Raw genomic sequence first — 17,590 nt, forward strand, 5'->3', positions numbered from 1 at the left:
ATTGATTAAGCCTGTATAATCAATTCTGTGTCTTCCACCAAACCTGATTTCGATTTTTTAAATGGGGTAGCGAAAATCACGAAAGCCACACCGAGAATAATAAAGCCTATATATTGGAAAGCTTCGGTATAGGTGATCTGGTTTGACTTAAAAAGGAAGCCGAAAAACATTCCGCCCGCATTACCACCGGCCCCTACAATGCCACTGATAAGTCCAACATTCTTCTTGTTTACAAACGGTGTGATGGCATATGTAACTCCGTTTGCCATTTTTAAGAATAGCGCAAAGGTCAACATGGAGACGATAGCAAAAAGAAATGATCCTGCCTGAGCAAACAACAGAACACCAAGACCTTCCAATAGCAGTACGAGGCCAAGCAGCACCCCTTTACCTCTAATTCCGTAAGATAATCCCACTTTATCCGCTGCTATCCCTCCTAAGGCGCGTGCAAATAAATTCATAAAACCAAAGATGCCTGCCCAGAATCCTGCACTACTTTGAGAAAGAGAAAACGCGTCCACAAAATGAAGTGCCGCAACGTTATCAAAAGTTATCTCCATACCAAAACACATCGCATAAGCAAGTGTTAATGCCCATATGCGCCAATCTTTTAAAACTTTCCAATCCGTTTTATGATTTTGTTTTGTATGTCGATCAATTTCATCAAAGTTACCGGCAGGCGTATCTTTGGTGTATCGCCAATAGAGAAAAGCGACGATCAACATCAGTATACCGGGAACAATCATCGCGTAACGCCATGCATACGCCGGCCCGTAACCAAACCCAACAATACAGGCAAATATCAATGGCATAACCATGTTGGTTACCCCTCCACCTAAGTTACCCCAACCGCCTGTAATGGCATTTGCAGTTCCTTTAATATTCGCTGCGAACATCATACTGGTATGGTATTGAGTGATGACAAAGGATGCGCCGATAACCCCGATAGCTAAACGAAATAGAAGAAAGGTCTCATAAGAACGCGCTAATCCAACCGAAAACACTGGCACGGAACCGATTATAAGAAGCCAGACGGCAGTTTTCCGAGGCCCTAGGACATCGCATAATCGACCAATAATTAAGCGTGCTATGACTGTAGATGATACGGAAGCAATAATGATATTTCCGACCTGTTCTTTTGTAAGCCCCATTTCATCCCTGATAGTGGGCATTAGCGGAGCAAGACCAAACCATCCAAAAAAGCAAATAAAGAACATAAGCCAAGTTATGTGGAAGGTGCGCATCTGTAGTCCTTTTAGACTGAACAAGGGCAGTTTTTTTAAAGGTTGGAGAGTCGAGGCTTTCATAAGCATAATGTTAAATTGATTGTTGACTAAAAAGCGTAAAATGAAATTAAATCGTTTTTTTTAAGTATTCGATTCGCACGATGATGACGTGCTATACCATCGGCAAATAGACCAAGTCGTACATCACCGGAACCATTGATTGGGATAGGAGCTAACTTATGTTCCTCAGAAAATTGAACAGGAAAAAAATCGTCGAAGGTTGACTTTCCAATCCGATCACATGCCAACGGAAACTTAACAGAGCTAGTTGGTTTGGAATTTAAGAAAGGTCTAATAAACAATATATAGGTTGTCAAACACGAAAATGGATTCCCAGGTATACCAAACACCAAACAGCCACCGGGAAGTTTTCCGCACCATAATGGCTTTCCGGGCTTTATCGCTACATGATGAAAGAGCAATTCTGCTCCGAGTGTTTTCATAACGGTTGGCACCAGGTCGCGATCACCGGCAGAAACCCCACCGTTAACGAGCATGATGTCACTATCCATATGTTCCATAAAACCTTTATACAGATCCGCTTCAGCATCTTTAATATGCTGAATGGATTCAGGTATAATGCCGTCTTTAGCCAATAAAGCCGTTAAGAGATATTGGTTACTATTTCGTATTTGCACTTCATTTGGACTTTCTTCCGGTCCTACAATTTCGTCGCCCGTTGTAAAAACGCTGACCTTCGGTTTACGGAAAACCACGGGATTAGTTACACCAAGTGTGGCCAATAAACTTATTATAGAAGGCGTTATGTAAGTATTGGATGGGATAACCACTTCGCCACTTTGCAAATCTTGTCCGCGTAAAGCAATATTTGCATGGCTTTTGATCTTTTCATGATGAACAATTGACGCCTTGTTTGCGACATATAGTAAATCTTCGTTACGCACGATCGTATCAGCAGAAGATGGCACTGCAGCCCCTGTCATAATTTTATAGCAATTTCCATGGGTTAATACCCCTTTACTAGCACTCCCTGCATAAATAACCTCCTGAATGTTAAAATTTTGCACACCGTCTAAATAATCTTGAAAACGAATAGCAATACCATCCATGGCTGCCCGATTATAGGGAGGATAGGGCCTATCAGCTCTTACCTCTTGAGCCAAGCGATAACCCGAGGCATCAGAAAGACAAATTGTCATCTGATGGAGTTTTTTTGTGCTTGAGGAAATAAGCCGTAAGGCGTCTTCGTATGAAATCATGGCTTCTCGTCGCGTTTAATAACTTTTGATTTTCGCAACCCCTTGTTATACGATTTTATACGTAAAGAGAGGTTTATTGTGATCAAATTTAGCATAAAAAAATCCATATACGCAAATTTTTACGTAAATTATTGTTTTATATTAAGTAAATATACTTATTTTTGATAAGTCAATTGAAAGTAAAGCACTACAGTTGGCAATTAAGGGGTTCAATATAAATAAAGAAGTAGGATGAAAAGACCGAAGATTACATTGGTGGGTGCGGGTCCCGGAGATCCGGAATTACTAAGTCTTGCGGGTGTTCGCGCACTCGAAACAGCGGATGTTGTTTTGTACGATGCGCTGGTTAATCCCGCAATCTTAGCATACGCAAAAAAAAATACAAAAAAAATATTTGTTGGAAAGAGAGCAGGGTGTCATTCCTATGTTCAAGACAATATTAATAAAATGTTAGTTGATTTTGCCAATAGCTATGGACATGTAGTACGTTTAAAAGGTGGCGATCCTTATATTTTTGGACGTGGAAGCGAGGAGCTTCAATTCGCCAAATCGAAAAATATTGAAACTTCCGTTATACCGGGAGTTTCCAGTGCCATCGCAGTTGCGGAATTAGCAGGCATTTCGCTTATAAATAAAAACGGTTCTTCTGACTTCTGGGTAATTACCGGTTCAACAAAGGATGGGGGCTTATCAAGGGATTTATATCTTGCCGCCAAATTAGATCAAACCGTTGTAATATTAATGGGAATCCAGCATATAGAAAAGATTGTTGAGCTTTATAAAATGGAGGGTAGGGGCAGTTTACCCATAGCGATTGTCCAAAATGGCTCACTGGATAATCAGCGCATGTTTTTTTCTACTATTGAAACGGTTCTACATGAGATTGCTGATAAGCAAGTTCTAACACCGGCAATTCTTGTTATCGGGAAATCGGCGGCAATCGAGCGGTGTTAACCCGTTGCTAATCGACTCTCTAAAACTTCTTCCACCGAAAAGGCCGCAGCCTTCAACATCCGTACGCAGGGATTTATGACAACAAGCTTGTATTGATCTTCCGCTAATCTGTCTTGTATTTCCATTAACGTATAACAATCAACACCGCCGCCAAAATCGTTTACAAGGACAGGTGTCTCTTGATGCCGATAGATACTAATAATAGTTGCCATGAATCTTAAGGCATCTATATTTATGTGTTTAATTGCCATTGCAGCGTTTGAAGAAGCTACCGCATGAATTTTTTCAATCATTTCTTTTACAGATGGATAAAAAAATCGGGCATCACATACCCAAAAGCTTTCATTACGGTTTCGAATGGTTAAAGGGAAATGGTTCTGTCCTGCAATTCTATTAACCACGTTCACACCGGGAATAATCGATAGCTGATATCCGATCCCTTTTAGATAGCAGACTATCGACCCTTCCTCCTCACTGATGTCGGTATCATTACCACTAATGTGTACAATGTTGCTTGGCAGTCTATCCGGACGGGCTGACAAATAGCTACGAAGTTCATTTATATGGAGTTTAATACTGTTTACAGGTACCAGCTCATTGATTTCATCCGAAATAGCTGAATCGACCACCAAAAATTGTGCTTCGGCAATACATTTCGCCGCTTTTACGGTAAGAAAGCGAAGGTCTTCGGCATCCTTTATGAGTGTGTATTTCATAACATCTTATTTTTAAGTAAAAATACGTAAAATATTTTGCTTTTCATTTGCTATTTTAAAAATATATTCCTTTTTTTGATAAAAATTAAGTTGATATACGTAAAACACCTCTGGTATGAAAATTATTATCGTTGGAAACGGCATGGTTAGTTACAAGTTTTGCGAAAAAATACGTAAAAAATCAAACAGTAACCACATCGAAATTACCGTTTATGGAGAAGAACATCGTCCCGCGTACGATAGAGTTCATCTGAGTGAATATTTTTCGGGAAAATCAGCCGACGATTTGCTGTTGGCACCTACCGGCTGGTACAATGAACATCATATTAAATTGGTGACTGGGGAGTTGGTTACCGAAATTGATCCGACAAAAAAGAAAATAACCACTCATAAAGGAACAAGCGATAGTTACGATAAACTTATACTGGCAACCGGTTCATCTCCTTTTATCCCCCCTTTGCATGGAATCGATAAAACCGGCGTTTTTGCCTACCGAACTATCGAGGATTTACAACAGATGGAGATCTACGGCAAAACGGCAAAAAAAGCAGTCGTCATAGGTGGTGGCCTGTTGGGATTAGAGGCAGCTAAAGCCTTGCTGGATATGGGACTGGAAACGCATATTGTGGAATTTGCAGACCGCTTAATGCCGCGTCAATTAGATGTAAGGGGAGCCTTCATATTGCGCAATAAGTTATCAGCGCTCGGCTTACACATACATACGTCAAAAAGCACCAAGGAAATATTAGGAACCGACAAAATTGCTGGACTTGCCTTTGCAGATGGAAGTATATTGGATTGTGATATGTTGGTTATTTCCGCCGGGATAAGACCCCGGGATGAATTGGCTTCTAAAAGTGGGATACAAACGGGCAGCAGAGGTGGAATTTTGGTAGATAACCATTTGCAAACCAATTTCCCGGATATCTATGCGATCGGAGAGGTGGCATTACATAATGAAATGATCTATGGATTAGTAGCCCCAGGTTATGAAATGGCCGAAGTCGTAGCTTCCAGGCTATGTGGGGACTATGACAAATCATTTACCGGCTTTGACATGTCAACTAAACTTAAATTAATAGGTGTTGATGTTGCAAGTTTTGGAGACGCACTGGATCCAGAAGAGGAGTGTGTTCCCATTGTTTTTGAAAATAAAGCGAAGGGTGTCTACAAAAGAATTAATGTAACAAGAGATGGTAAGTACCTTAAAGGAGGAATTCTGGTAGGCGAGGCGGATTCTTATAACATGCTTTTACAAATTGCACAAAACGGTTTGCCTTTACCGGAAGATCCTGCTGATTTGATTCTGGGAAGTCGTAGTGCGGGACAAAGCAGTGGACAGGGCGTCGATTCCTTGCCCGATACCGCTCAAATCTGCTCCTGCGAGGGAATTAGCAAAGGGAACATTTGTGAGGCGATTGCAAAAGATGAATTGACTGATTTAGCAGGAATAAAGAAAGCCACGAAGGCCTGCACAGGATGTGGCGGATGCACACCCCTGGTGGCTGATCTTTTAAAATCTGTTTTGGAATCTCAAGGTAAGGTTGTCAAGAAAACACTATGCGAGCACTTTGCCTATACAAGACAAGAACTATACGACCTCATTAAAATTCAAAATATAAAGAGCTATAGCGAGCTTTTGGGTCGTTATGGCGAAGGTGACGGATGCGAGGTCTGCAAACCGGCAGTAGCATCGTTGCTTGCCAGCATATGGAACGAAGTTATTCTTAAACAAAGCACCATACAAGATACGAACGATCGTTTCTTAGCCAATATCCAGAAGGGTGGCTCTTATTCGGTAGTACCGAGAATACCTGCAGGGGAGATTACGCCGGATAAACTACTAGTAATTGCGCAGGTAGCAAAGAAGTATAACCTCTACACGAAGATTACCGGTGGGCAACGTATAGACCTATTTGGCGCCCAATTACACGAGCTTCCCGCCATTTGGGAAGAGCTTATTGCAGCCGGTTTTGAAAGCGGCCATGCTTATGGAAAGTCGCTAAGAACCATAAAAAGCTGTGTCGGATCAACTTGGTGCCGATTCGGCGTGCAGGATTCAGTTGGTTTTGCCATAGAAATAGAAAATCGCTATAAGGGTTTACGAGCGCCTCACAAGTTAAAAGGAGCGGTTTCCGGTTGTATACGCGAGTGTGCAGAAGCTCAATCCAAAGATTTTGGAATTATTGCAACAGAGAAAGGATGGAATTTATATGTCTGCGGCAATGGTGGAGCAAGACCGCAGCATGCGCAATTGCTGATTGGAGATATTGATAAAGATAGTTGTATACGCTATTTAGACCGCTTCCTAATGTACTACATTAAAACGGCTGAACCGCTCACACGTACGGCTACTTGGTTGAACAAGTTAGAAGGCGGACTACCTTATCTATATGATGTGGTAGTTAATGATGTGCTGGGTATAGGAGCTGAACTGGAAGTTGAGATGGAAAGCTTAATTGCGAACTATGAATGCGAATGGAAGCATGCTGTCGAAAACGAATCAATAAGGAGACGATTCAAACATTTTGCTAATAGTGACGAAGGCGATCCTTTCCTGCAATTTGAGGAGCTTCGCGGACAACGAATTCCTACTAACTGGAATGTTATTGTGTAACGTTTTAAATGAATAAAAATGCAAAAAATAGATTATTTGAGTTATAAACCATCCGACGAACAACATGTAGATCATTGGTTGAAGGTTGGTACCAGTGATGAGTTTCCGGAAAATGGCGGGCTGTGCTTCAAGCACAGAGAGCTCCAGATTGCCGTATTTAATTTCACTAATCGGAATGAATGGTATGCGTGCCAAAACCTTTGCCCTCATAAAATGCAGATGATTTTATCGAGAGGCATGATCGGCTCGCAGCAAGGAGAACCTAAAGTGGCTTGTCCCTTTCATAAAAAAACCTTTTCATTGAAAACAGGCGAATGTCTAAACGGAGACGAGTGCCATATAACCACCTTTCCTGTCAAAGAGATCAACGGGGAAATATATGTTGGGTTAATAGAAAGAGCAGAACATGCAATTCAGCAGGACCTGACAGTATAGCAACATAAATTCCGGATTATGGATTATAATAAACCAACACAAATCGCTGCAAGTATGATTCAGGCAGGCGTTGATAAGCTTATGTTAGCGAGTAGAGACTTGCTAATCAGGAGTGTGTTGTCCGGTGCTATTTTAGGCTTTGGTACAACCTTAGCACTAACGGCTACGACACAAACCGGACTCGCCATCGTAGGTGCAGCATTATTTCCGGCTTGTTTCATAATCATCGTCTTAATGGGGTTAGAACTTGTGACCGGTAGCTTTGCCGTGCTTCCCATGGCTTACATGGACAAGAAAACGGATGCGCTATCGGTACTCAAAAACCTACTGTTGGTTTTTCTCGGCAACCTACTTGGTGGACTTCTCTACGCCTTTCTCTTTTGCCTATCAACCACCCAATTTGGGCACGAGGAAAAGAATGCGGTGGCACTACTCATTGTAAAACTTGCTGAAACGAAAACCTTAACTTATGCTTCTTACGGTTTTGACGGCCTCTTCAGCGCCTTCACTAAAGGTGTCCTCTGCAATTGGATGGTTACAACCGGTATCGTATTGGGCATGAGCTCGACATCTTCTACCGGAAAGATCGTCGCATCATGGTTGCCTATTTTTATATTCTTCGGACAAGGTTTTGAGCATGCAGTTGTAAATATGTTCTTAATTCCAGCCGGCATTATATTGGGCGCGAACGTTTCTTTTGCTGACTGGTGGTTATTCAATCAACTCCCGGTTACATTCGGCAATTTCATAGGCGGCATCCTATTTACGGCACTTCCACTGTATTACTCATTTCATAAAAAAACAAAACAAACCAGCGACATTGAAAAAAGGTACCCATCCTCCAAGCGAATACAAACGGAGGTAAAGGAAGAACAGTTTTCATAAAGCAGCGTGGTGTATGATAATAACGCAATATTCGTAGCTTTGGATAATACAAACGAACGCCAAAACATCGTGCGAATATATACACAGCATAATCAATTCAGCAGACTAAGAGCGTATTATCTTCTAGCGCTTAGCATTATAGCCTTAAGTATTATCATAGGGCAATTTTTAGTACAAAGGCACTTAAGGGAGCAGGAAAGTGATGCACATATCGTCAACATGGCGGGTAGGCAGCGGATGTTGAGCCAAAAGATAAGCAAACTCATTTTACTAATAAATAGGTTAAACACAAAAGAACGTGACAGCCTTCTAAAAGAGCTCGCTTCCGTTAACGCGGAATGGATCGAGAACAACACCAGCCTACGCTACGGAAATGAAGCGGCAGCCATACCAATCAGTAAAAGCAAAGCGATCAACAGACTTTTTCTTGAAAATCAACCTGTTTTTGATAGCATTTATTTTGCCAGCAACCGTATTTATTCTCAGTTGAAAAATGGGGATAAATCTAGTTATCCATTTCTTGAAAATGATATGCGAACTGTTTTGAAACATGAGCCCATCTTTCTTCGGCATATGGATTCAATCGTGTACACCTATGAAAAACTTGCGTCGGGAAAGATCGTGAAGTTGAAACGAACGGAGTATATTCTCTTTGGTATTTCTCTGCTTATAATCATATTGGAAGTACTGTTGATTTTTATACCTACAACACGAAAAGTAAATGAAACACTCATCAAACTAATCAAATCTGAAAGTGATGCCCAGCAAATGAGCAAGGAAATCGGGGCTCTTTATGCTTCACTGGAGGAATCTTATGAACGCATATCAGGCATTACCTTACCCGTTGCGCCCCCCCGTCTAATTGCCAAATCAGATAAAGGCGGAAACCTTTACTATGTAAGCGATTATTATTTACGCAGCTTCTCTCATGAAGAGCAACGATATAAAACTATTGCCAATTTATTCGGTTTAGCAGGAGAAGCCGCAGATGACTTTAATGACCAATTGATCGATGTGGTATCAAATTTAAAAAACTGGCATAAAGAACTGGTTTACAGCGATAAGTCAGGCGAGAAACGGCATATGGATATACATATTATACCGATATATAATCAAGAAGGCGAAGTAGATGTGCTACAGGTTTTTGCTGCTGATATGACGCCGAGACGATTAGCCGAACAAGACATGTATAAAAAGGACAGGGCAGAAATAGAGCGGAAAGTTAATGAACAGAAATTCAGATCTATCCTGGTATTAGAAGGACAAGAAGAAGAGCGAAAACGTATCGCCATGAATATACATGATGGCATCGGACAAATGCTTACTTCGCTTAAGTTTCAAACTGCTTCGATCGACCTTTCCAAAACAAAAGAAACTGAGCAGAAATTACTGGATATAAATAAACTTATAAAAGATATCATTCAAGAAGTACGTATCGTTACATTCAACTTAAAGCCGCCTGTGTTGAGTGATTATGGTTTGGTTGCCGGATTGAAAAACCTGGTTCAGGAAATAGATAAACTCAGCAATAATCGCTTAATTTTTGAAAATATAACTGATTTCCAACAAAGGCTTTCGCCAAAAGTAGAAAACAACATATATAGGATTGTGCAAGAGGCTGTGAACAATGCTATTAAATACGCGAACTCACCGACAGTGCTCGTGTCTTTAGAGCATAACACAGATGAGCTTATTCTTACAATAAAAGATACCGGTGTGGGTTTCGAAAGTAAATCCACCGATCTATTTCATGCAGATTATGGACACGGCTTCCTAAATATGCAAGAACGGGCCACTTATATTAATGGGAAGCTATTGATCGAATCAAAACCTGGATTAGGGACAATTATAAAGCTTTTTGTACCTTTGAAAAATAAACCAGGAAATATAGCTATATGAGTAAAATTACGGTGCTTTTAGCCGACGATCACATATTAGTGCGTAATGGAATCAAAGCAATGTTGGAGGCAGATGACGATATAATGGTTATAGGCGAAGCGGATAATGGTATGCAAGCGATTCAACGTGTACAGGAGCTTCAGCCTGATTTAGCTATTATGGATATTCGTATGCCTGAAATGAACGGTCTGGAAGCATGTGAGGCTATTACCCAAAACAAGGAAAACACGAAAGTCGTTATGTTGTCTATGCATGATACCGAAGATTACGTACTCGAATCTTTACGGGTTGGCGCATGGGGGTATTTGCTTAAGGATACTGATAAGAATGAGTTCATAAAAGCACTAAAACAAATCAACAATGGTATCCGGTATTACAGCGGTTCTGTATCCAATGTATTGGCCAATCAATTGTTGGGAGGAGCTGGAAGTAGTAGCATACGGGTGAACGAAGCGGTTGAAAGTAACACCGATATTTACGGCCTCTCTAAACGTGAAAAACAAATACTTGGCATGGTCATAAACGGTAAACATAATAAAGATATAGCTGAAGTACTTGGGAAAAGTGTGCGCACAATTGAAACACATCGTTTTAATATCATGAAAAAATTAGGGGTAAACAATGCCGTCGACATGATTAATAAGGCTATGAAGGAAAATCTAATATAAACACGTAATTTTACTTGATTTGTTTTATATTTTACGTATATTTACGTAATATATAAAACCTTATGCGAGTTGTATTCCCTTTAATTGTTTTTCTGGTTCTAGTTTTAGATACGCAAGCGCAAATCACGGTAAGCGCAGAAATTCGGCCACGAGCAGAGTTTCGGGATGGCTTTAAAAGTCCCCTAAATCAAACTGAGCGTCCTGCCTTTTTTATAGAACAACGTTCCAGAATTTACCTGAGTTATAGTAACGAGAAAATGGATCTCGTACTGGTTCCACAAGATGTGCGCATTTGGGGCAATACGGATCAAGCGGGTAAGACTGATCCGTCGTTGACAAATTTTCAGCAGGCTTGGGCCGGATTTAAATTTAATGGCGCGCAGCGCTTTTTAGTTGGGCGAATGGAATTAGACTATGATAACGCACGTATTCTAGGAAATCTTGACTGGGCTCAGCAGGGCAGAAGTCATGACTTGCTTAAATATGAATATAATGGAAGCAAAAATCGCATCCACATTGGCTTGGCCTTTAACCAGGACGCAAATAATCCCGAACCCACCAAATTAAGTGAAACCTATTATCAGGGATTAAACAACTATAAATCACTTCAATTCGCCTGGTTTCATCACGACTTTAAGCAAATAAGTACCTCTATTATTGCTCTAAATGAGGGGCGGCAACATGCACCGGACACCGGTTACTTTATGCAAACTGCGGGTTTCAATATGCAAGCATCATTCGCTCCTTTTGTATTTTATGGAGAGGGGTACTATCAAACCGGAAAAAATAAAGACGGTTTTTCAAAACGCGCTTTTTTAGCTTCCTTACAACTGTCTTTTAAACCTACGGGCACTTATAAGATAGAGCTTGGAAACGATTATCTTAGTGGCGACAAACAAAGTTCTAATACAAATGAAGCCTTTGATCCGCTCTATGGAACCCATCATAAGTTTTACGGTTATATGGATTATTTCTATGTGGGGAGCGGCCATGGCAATAAAGGGCTAAATGACTTATTTTTGAAAGTAAACTGGATCAAGAAAAATTGGACAATATCTATGGATGGGCATCATTTTTCAGCGGCCTCCGCCATAACGGATGAAGAAGGAATCCCTAGATCACGCGATTTAGGCACCGAACTGGATTGGACCTTTTCATATAGTTTGGCAAAGGATGTTAACTTAAAAGGTGGTTATTCGCACCTATTTTACACCTCGAGTATGGCGATTATTAAGCAGGTAGGCAGCCTACATGGACAATCATCATGGGCGTGGTTAATGATCACATTCAAACCGACACTTTTTCAGGATGCACAACACTAAATATATCATATGGCCGAAAACTTGTTATCCGTATACGATCGGGCACATTTAGTTCGAGTATTTGTAAAGGGAGGCATGATTGCCCCCAACTATCTACTATCTGTTTTACGTGCAAGTGAACTGGCGAACAACGATTTCGTCCATTTCGGATCTAGGGAAGATATATTGTTTCCGGTCGAACAGAGTAGACTGCCTATCGTAGAACAACATTTAACAATGCATCAAATAGATTTCGAATACGGAAAGCGGGATGCGTTTCAAAATATTGTCAGCAGTGCCATTGCGCTGGATATAACGGCTAATACCTCTTGGTTAAATCTGGAAAAATATCGTTTCATATTGGAAAGCTTCCATTTTGTGCCCCGGCTTAAAATTAATTTATCGGATCCTAAACAGGCTATGGTTCCCCTCTTTACAGGGCATTTAAATTTCGTCGCTTCTGAATATACGGATTATTGGTATTTATACCTACGCAGCGAACAAAATAGACACGAGCTCGAAAAATGGCCTACATTAATTCATTCGTCGGACCTTCCTAAACTTAGTAAATTTATTGAGAGCAAATGGCAGAAAAATCCGAAATTACTACTGCCCGATTTAATCGTAGGTTTGGCGGAGTATCTAAAACTGGATAGTATTGTAAGCAATGACGAACTGAAATTGCCGGACACATTCTTTCCCTATTATGAAGGGCTTAACAATGTTGACGAAACCAACCTATGGCTTGGCTTATATTGGCGTAACAATAGATTTGATATCGAATTTCTAAAAAAATCCTGCACATTATGTATTGAAAGTGGTATTCCGTTTATTTATATCAGTCCATGGAAATCTTTTGTGATTAAGGGAATAAAATCTACGCATCAGTTAAAATGGGAAAAGTTAATGGGACAAATGGGAATTAATATGCGACATTCCAGTTTAGAGTTAAATTGGCACATTCCGGTACTAGATGAAGAAGCGTTACTATTAAAGCGATACCTGGTTCAAGAGCTTGACCAACAGGACATCTGTACCCATGGTCTTACATTTACCATTGAAACGGCTGAAGACAAAAGATGGTTTACAAGTATTGTCATACAAAAAGACAATATATTAAGCAGCCATCATTTGGCAGCATACAATGTGTTATATGCCAAGGGCTTTAACCCCAACAGTACCATCTATTACAGTTACGCAAAATTAGTGGGTAAGGAAATTTTACCAGCCTTGCTTATTGAATTAAGTAAACTCTATTATAAACGGTTCAGAATATAAAGGACCTAGCTGCCCTTGATTATTCATCCTGTTATGCTTAATTAATGATGTATGTAACATTCTTAACCGGTTGTAAAAATTTGTGCTAAAAAAAATTATTTTTGATAGAGGCTTCCTGTGCTATAGGCAAAATAATAACAATCTCATAGGTTTTGTGGCGGCGGTCCGGCAAGCTGTTGAAATATTTTGCAGTTCACTTTCGGTTCAAATCCAACTTGTCGATGTAGCCAAATTGGAGAAAAGCTAACGGAAAACTAACTGAAAAAGAGTATAAAGTGATGTTGAATTGCCTTGACGTGCAGCCATTTAAAAAATATTTTTTGCATGAAAGAATTACCGATATATTTAGATTATTGCGCAACGACACCCTGTGATCCAAGAGTTTTGGAAAGGATGCTGCCTTATTTTACTGACTATTTCGGCAATGCTGCTAGTAAAGACCACCATTACGGATGGATGGCAAAAGATGCGGTCGAATTAGCAAGAGAACAAGTAGCTGATCTAATTGGTTCAAAACCAAATCAAGTGATATTTACTTCCGGTGCTACGGAATCTGTTAATTTGGCATTAAAAGGACTGATGGAAGGAACTAACCGAAAGCGCAGCCATATCATAACAACAAAAGTCGAGCATGAGGCCGTGTTAGATTCGTGTAGGTACCTCGAGCAGCAAGGAAATAAGATTACATATCTCGACGTTGATAAAGAGGGAGATCTTTCGCTTGAAGCATTGGAACAGGCCATTACACCCGAAACGCTTGCCATTTCAATTATGTACGCAAACAATGAAACAGGCGTGGTTAATCCGGTAAAAGAAATAGGCGCTATTGCACGGAAACATCAAGTTAAGTTCGTATGTGACGCTACACAAGCCGTAGGGAAAATCCCCGTTGATGTTCAAGCGGATGAAATCGATCTGTTATGTTTTTCGGCACACAAAATATATGGACCTAAAGGAGTAGGAGCACTTTTCATTAACGAGAAATCACAAAAGCCACTTGTTTCTAAGCAACAGCACGGAGGATCTCAGGAACGGGGTCGTCGCGGTGGCACATTGAATATACCAGGCATCGTTGGCTTTGGTCAGGCTGCAGCTATATGTAAAGAGGAGATGAATGACGAGGGAGCTCGCCTACAATCGCTTCGAAATCGTTTTGAGGAATCACTCCTGGAAAAGGTAGCAGGCTCCACTGTCAATGGAAGAATAAGCAGGTTACCTCATATAAGCAATATACGGTTCCCCGGGGTGGATGCAGAAAGATTATTACTGAAAGTTTCCAAATATTTAGCTCTAAGTCGTGGCAGCGCCTGTTCGGGGCTAATGCAGAAAGAATCGCATGTGTTAAAGGCGATGGGTTTAAGTAGGGAAGAAGCCGGCCAAGCGATTCGCATAAGTTTGGGTAGGTTTACAAAAATGGAAGACGTGGTATATGCTATTAACGTATTAACCGATGCTGTAGAAGAAGCATTATCGGGAAATGGATTAAGCGTATTAAAACCGCTAACTTTATAAATTTCATGAAAGAAATAAGGCAAATCTTAAGAGCATATGATATAGCTTGTCAAAAGGGACAGCGTGTAGCCTTGGCGACGGTTGTACACGTCGACGGATCCTCTTACAGAGGGCCGGGTGCGAGGATGCTGGTGAGTGAAGATGGCACCCTTACCGGCGCCATTAGTGGCGGTTGCTTAGAAGGAGACGCTCTACGAAAGGCGCTTATGGCTATTGCGGAACAAAGACCGCTATTGGCAACCTATGATACGAGCGACGACGAGGATGCTATTTTTGGCATGGGGCTAGGCTGTAATGGTATTATTCGCATATTGATTGAACCTATCAATACAAATGATGATGCGAACCCTATTGAACTTCTGAGAAAAGCCGCAGACACGCGAGACCCAAGCGTGATCGTTACTTTTTTCTCCTTAGACGACAAATGGAATCCCTTACAAGGAACCTATTTGCTGATGAAAAACAATAAAATGGTTGTTAAGTCCGGCGCACTACCCCTATCAATTGATATTTTCTTACATGATATCAATAAAACACTTGAGCATAAGCATACGTATCTTGTAAAATACAACATTTCGACGATGTCTTCAAACCACAAAGAACTCACGGCAATTTTTGAATATTTAGCTCCCGATATTTCCTTAGTGATCGCGGGGGCAGGAAATGATGTTTTTCCGTTAATAGACATGGCTGAAGTGTTAGGTTGGCAGATTACATTAATCGACGGCCGACCGGCTTATGCAACAGCATCACGTTTTCCATCCTGTCATCTAATTGTTGCTGATGCCGATAAGGCATTGCATGAGGTTTTATTAGATGACAGGACAGCTGTCGTCTTAATGACTCATAACTATCAATATGACAAAAGCTTGTTAAACTCCTTACTATCAGAAAACAGAGTACCCTATATCGGCATGCTGGGTCCAAAAAAGAAAAAGCACAGCATGTTAACGGAATTACGTGAAGCCGGTGCCCATTGGCAAGAAGAGGCTTTAATTCATTTGTATAGCCCCATGGGGTTGAATATAGGCGCAGAAACACCGGAGGAGATAGCGCTGTCTGTAATTGCCGAAATAAAAGCTATTTTTGCTAGGAGAGATGGCGGGTCTTTACGGGATTATCCCGGAAAAATCCATAACCGAAACGATGAGATTGTCATACCGGATAACAAGCAATTTATAGGATAGTAATCAAAGGTGAAAAATATACAGAATGGAATTATTTTATTAGCGGCCGGTTCCTCTCAACGCATTGGTAGGCCGAAACAACTGCTATCTTATCGCGGGAGTACTTTGGTTCGCCGGAGTGTTCAGATTGCTGAAGCAACGAATCCTGCTGCATTAGTCGTCGTGTTGGGTGCAGCTGCAGATCTCGTAAAAGACGAAATACGAGGACAAAAGATTAACCTTGTTTATAATCCCGATTTTAAAAACGGTATTGCCTCCTCCATCCGGTGTGGAGTTGATTATCTCTTAAAACATTATGCGGCAATCGAGAACATAATTATTATGGTATGTGATCAGCCTTATGTAAGCAAGAAACATATAAATAGACTGATGGAAGAGCAGCGAAAAACAGATGCAAAAATAGTTGCGAGCTCATACGCGGATCAACTGGGCGTGCCTGCTCTGTTCAATAAAACATTGTTCAAAGAGCTGACTCTCTTAACAGGAGATATAGGAGCAAAAAAACTCATCCAAAAACATAGCGCAGAAGCAATAGCCATTCCGCTGTCGTACGGTGAAATAGATGTGGATACAGAAGAGGCTTACACACGTCTAATTGCCTCAACGATTGAAAAAAAGCAATTAAAACAGCGAAAAAATGATAGTTGATAGATACAATAGGGTACATGATTATTTGCGGATATCGTTAACTGATAGATGCAACCTGCGCTGCTTTTACTGTATGCCCGAAGAGAGTTACGACTTTACGCCGATGAAACATTTAATGTCCGCAACCGAGTTAGAAATCATAGCTGGTCATTTTGTCCGATTAGGTGTAAATAAAATTCGACTTACGGGAGGAGAGCCGATGGTTAGAAGTGATTTTGGCGACATTATTTTGCGTCTGGCGAAACTGCCTGTAAGCTTGCATATTACAACCAATGCCATTCTATTAGATCGTTATTTTGATGTTTTACGAAAGGCACGTATTGGCACACTTAATATTAGCTTGGACACCCTATCAGCCGAAAAGTTCAAAAGGTTAACCCGAAGAGATAAATTCGATTTAACTATGCGAAATATTCATATGGCGCTACAACAGGGTTTTCAGGTGAAAATCAATATGGTGGTGATGAGGGATTTTAATGAAGATGAAATATTGGATTTTGTGGCATGGACAAAGGAGGAAAGTTTGGATGTACGATTTATTGAATTTATGCCTTTTGAAGGTAATAAATGGACAAGCAATCAAGTATTCAGCCTCAAAGAAATCGTAAGTCTCGTTGAATCAAAACACAAAATTCAAGTGATTGAAGGATCATTACACGACACGGCCAAACATTATAAGGTCAGTGGGCATAAGGGGCGGTTTTCAGTTATTAGTACAATGAGTGCGCCGTTTTGTGAAGGGTGTAATCGCTTACGATTAACCGCCGATGGAAAAATGAAGAATTGTTTATTCTCAAAAAATGAGAGTGATTTATTGAGCGCCCTGAGAGATGGTTTACCGCTCGAACCGTTGATTTTACAAAACATATCAACAAAAGCAGAAAAATTAGGCGGACAATTTAGCGTAGATTTCAGCAAGCTTAAGCAGGAGAGCCTCAAAAATAGAAGCATGATTAGTATCGGAGGCTAATAGACAAATAAACA

The 17,590-nt window shown here is 40.6% G+C and carries 15 protein-coding genes; 12 read left to right on the top strand and 3 right to left on the bottom strand.

Going from position 1 to position 17,590, the window contains the following annotated elements; translation table 11 throughout:
* Window positions 1–5 precede the first annotated feature (5 nt).
* The gene (locus M1D52_RS12795) at window positions 6–1,307 is read right to left on the bottom strand and encodes an MFS transporter (RefSeq protein ID WP_437392741.1); all 1,302 of its coding nucleotides are present in this window, start codon (window positions 1,305–1,307) and stop codon (window positions 6–8) included.
* A 26-nt stretch (window positions 1,308–1,333) separates the two neighbouring features.
* Window positions 1,334–2,506 (bottom strand): molybdopterin molybdotransferase MoeA, encoded by a 1,173-nt coding sequence (locus tag M1D52_RS12800; RefSeq protein ID WP_437392742.1) that lies wholly within the window; start codon window positions 2,504–2,506, stop codon window positions 1,334–1,336.
* A 231-nt stretch (window positions 2,507–2,737) separates the two neighbouring features.
* Here M1D52_RS12800 and cobA point away from each other — a divergent pair, with 231 nt between their 5' ends.
* Entirely contained in the window at window positions 2,738–3,460 is a 723-nt protein-coding gene (gene cobA / locus M1D52_RS12805; protein WP_013667003.1) for a uroporphyrinogen-III C-methyltransferase, read from the top strand.
* Here cobA and M1D52_RS12810 read toward each other — a convergent pair.
* Window positions 3,457–4,176, bottom strand: a complete 720-nt coding sequence (locus M1D52_RS12810; RefSeq protein WP_377608848.1) for an SAM-dependent methyltransferase — start codon at window positions 4,174–4,176, stop codon at window positions 3,457–3,459. The two genes, cobA and M1D52_RS12810, sit on opposite strands and share 4 nt — an antisense overlap.
* 115 nt (window positions 4,177–4,291) lie before the next feature.
* Here M1D52_RS12810 and nirB point away from each other — a divergent pair, with 115 nt between their 5' ends.
* From nirB to moaA, 11 genes are all read left to right on the top strand, one after another.
* A complete protein-coding gene (gene nirB, locus M1D52_RS12815; RefSeq protein WP_013667001.1) occupies window positions 4,292–6,793 on the top strand; it encodes a nitrite reductase large subunit NirB in 2,502 nt (833 codons plus the stop codon).
* A gap of 18 nt (window positions 6,794–6,811) precedes the next feature.
* Complete coding sequence (gene nirD, locus M1D52_RS12820) at window positions 6,812–7,228, top strand: nitrite reductase small subunit NirD (RefSeq protein ID WP_377608850.1); 417 nt, start codon at window positions 6,812–6,814, stop codon at window positions 7,226–7,228.
* Between the two features lie 18 nt (window positions 7,229–7,246).
* Window positions 7,247–8,113: a formate/nitrite transporter family protein gene (locus M1D52_RS12825; RefSeq protein ID WP_377608852.1), complete on the top strand. Its 867-nt coding sequence runs from the start codon at window positions 7,247–7,249 to the stop codon at window positions 8,111–8,113.
* 39 nt (window positions 8,114–8,152) lie between these two features.
* On the top strand, window positions 8,153–10,012 hold the full coding sequence (locus tag M1D52_RS12830) for a sensor histidine kinase (RefSeq protein ID WP_437392743.1): 1,860 nt from the start codon (window positions 8,153–8,155) through the stop codon (window positions 10,010–10,012).
* Entirely contained in the window at window positions 10,009–10,680 is a 672-nt protein-coding gene (locus M1D52_RS12835) for a response regulator transcription factor (protein WP_013666997.1), read from the top strand. Before M1D52_RS12830 ends, M1D52_RS12835 begins: the two co-directional genes overlap by 4 nt.
* A gap of 62 nt (window positions 10,681–10,742) precedes the next feature.
* The gene (locus M1D52_RS12840; protein WP_437360799.1) at window positions 10,743–12,002 is read left to right on the top strand and encodes an alginate export family protein; all 1,260 of its coding nucleotides are present in this window, start codon (window positions 10,743–10,745) and stop codon (window positions 12,000–12,002) included.
* 9 nt (window positions 12,003–12,011) lie between these two features.
* Window positions 12,012–13,259 (top strand): hypothetical protein, encoded by a 1,248-nt coding sequence (locus M1D52_RS12845; RefSeq protein ID WP_013666995.1) that lies wholly within the window; start codon window positions 12,012–12,014, stop codon window positions 13,257–13,259.
* A gap of 324 nt (window positions 13,260–13,583) precedes the next feature.
* Window positions 13,584–14,771, top strand: coding sequence for a cysteine desulfurase family protein (locus M1D52_RS12850; RefSeq protein ID WP_437392744.1), 1,188 nt, complete (start codon window positions 13,584–13,586; stop codon window positions 14,769–14,771).
* Between the two features lie 5 nt (window positions 14,772–14,776).
* Window positions 14,777–15,958, top strand: coding sequence for an XdhC family protein (locus tag M1D52_RS12855; RefSeq protein WP_437392745.1), 1,182 nt, complete (start codon window positions 14,777–14,779; stop codon window positions 15,956–15,958).
* 9 nt (window positions 15,959–15,967) lie between these two features.
* Window positions 15,968–16,606 carry a nucleotidyltransferase family protein gene (locus tag M1D52_RS12860; protein WP_437392746.1) on the top strand — a complete coding sequence of 213 codons (639 nt, stop codon included), beginning with the start codon at window positions 15,968–15,970 and terminating at the stop codon, window positions 16,604–16,606.
* Window positions 16,596–17,576 (top strand): GTP 3',8-cyclase MoaA, encoded by a 981-nt coding sequence (gene moaA, locus M1D52_RS12865; RefSeq protein ID WP_013666991.1) that lies wholly within the window; start codon window positions 16,596–16,598, stop codon window positions 17,574–17,576. Before M1D52_RS12860 ends, moaA begins: the two co-directional genes overlap by 11 nt.
* Window positions 17,577–17,590: the final 14 nt, after the last annotated feature.

This window comes from Olivibacter sp. SA151 (assembly GCF_054130995.1).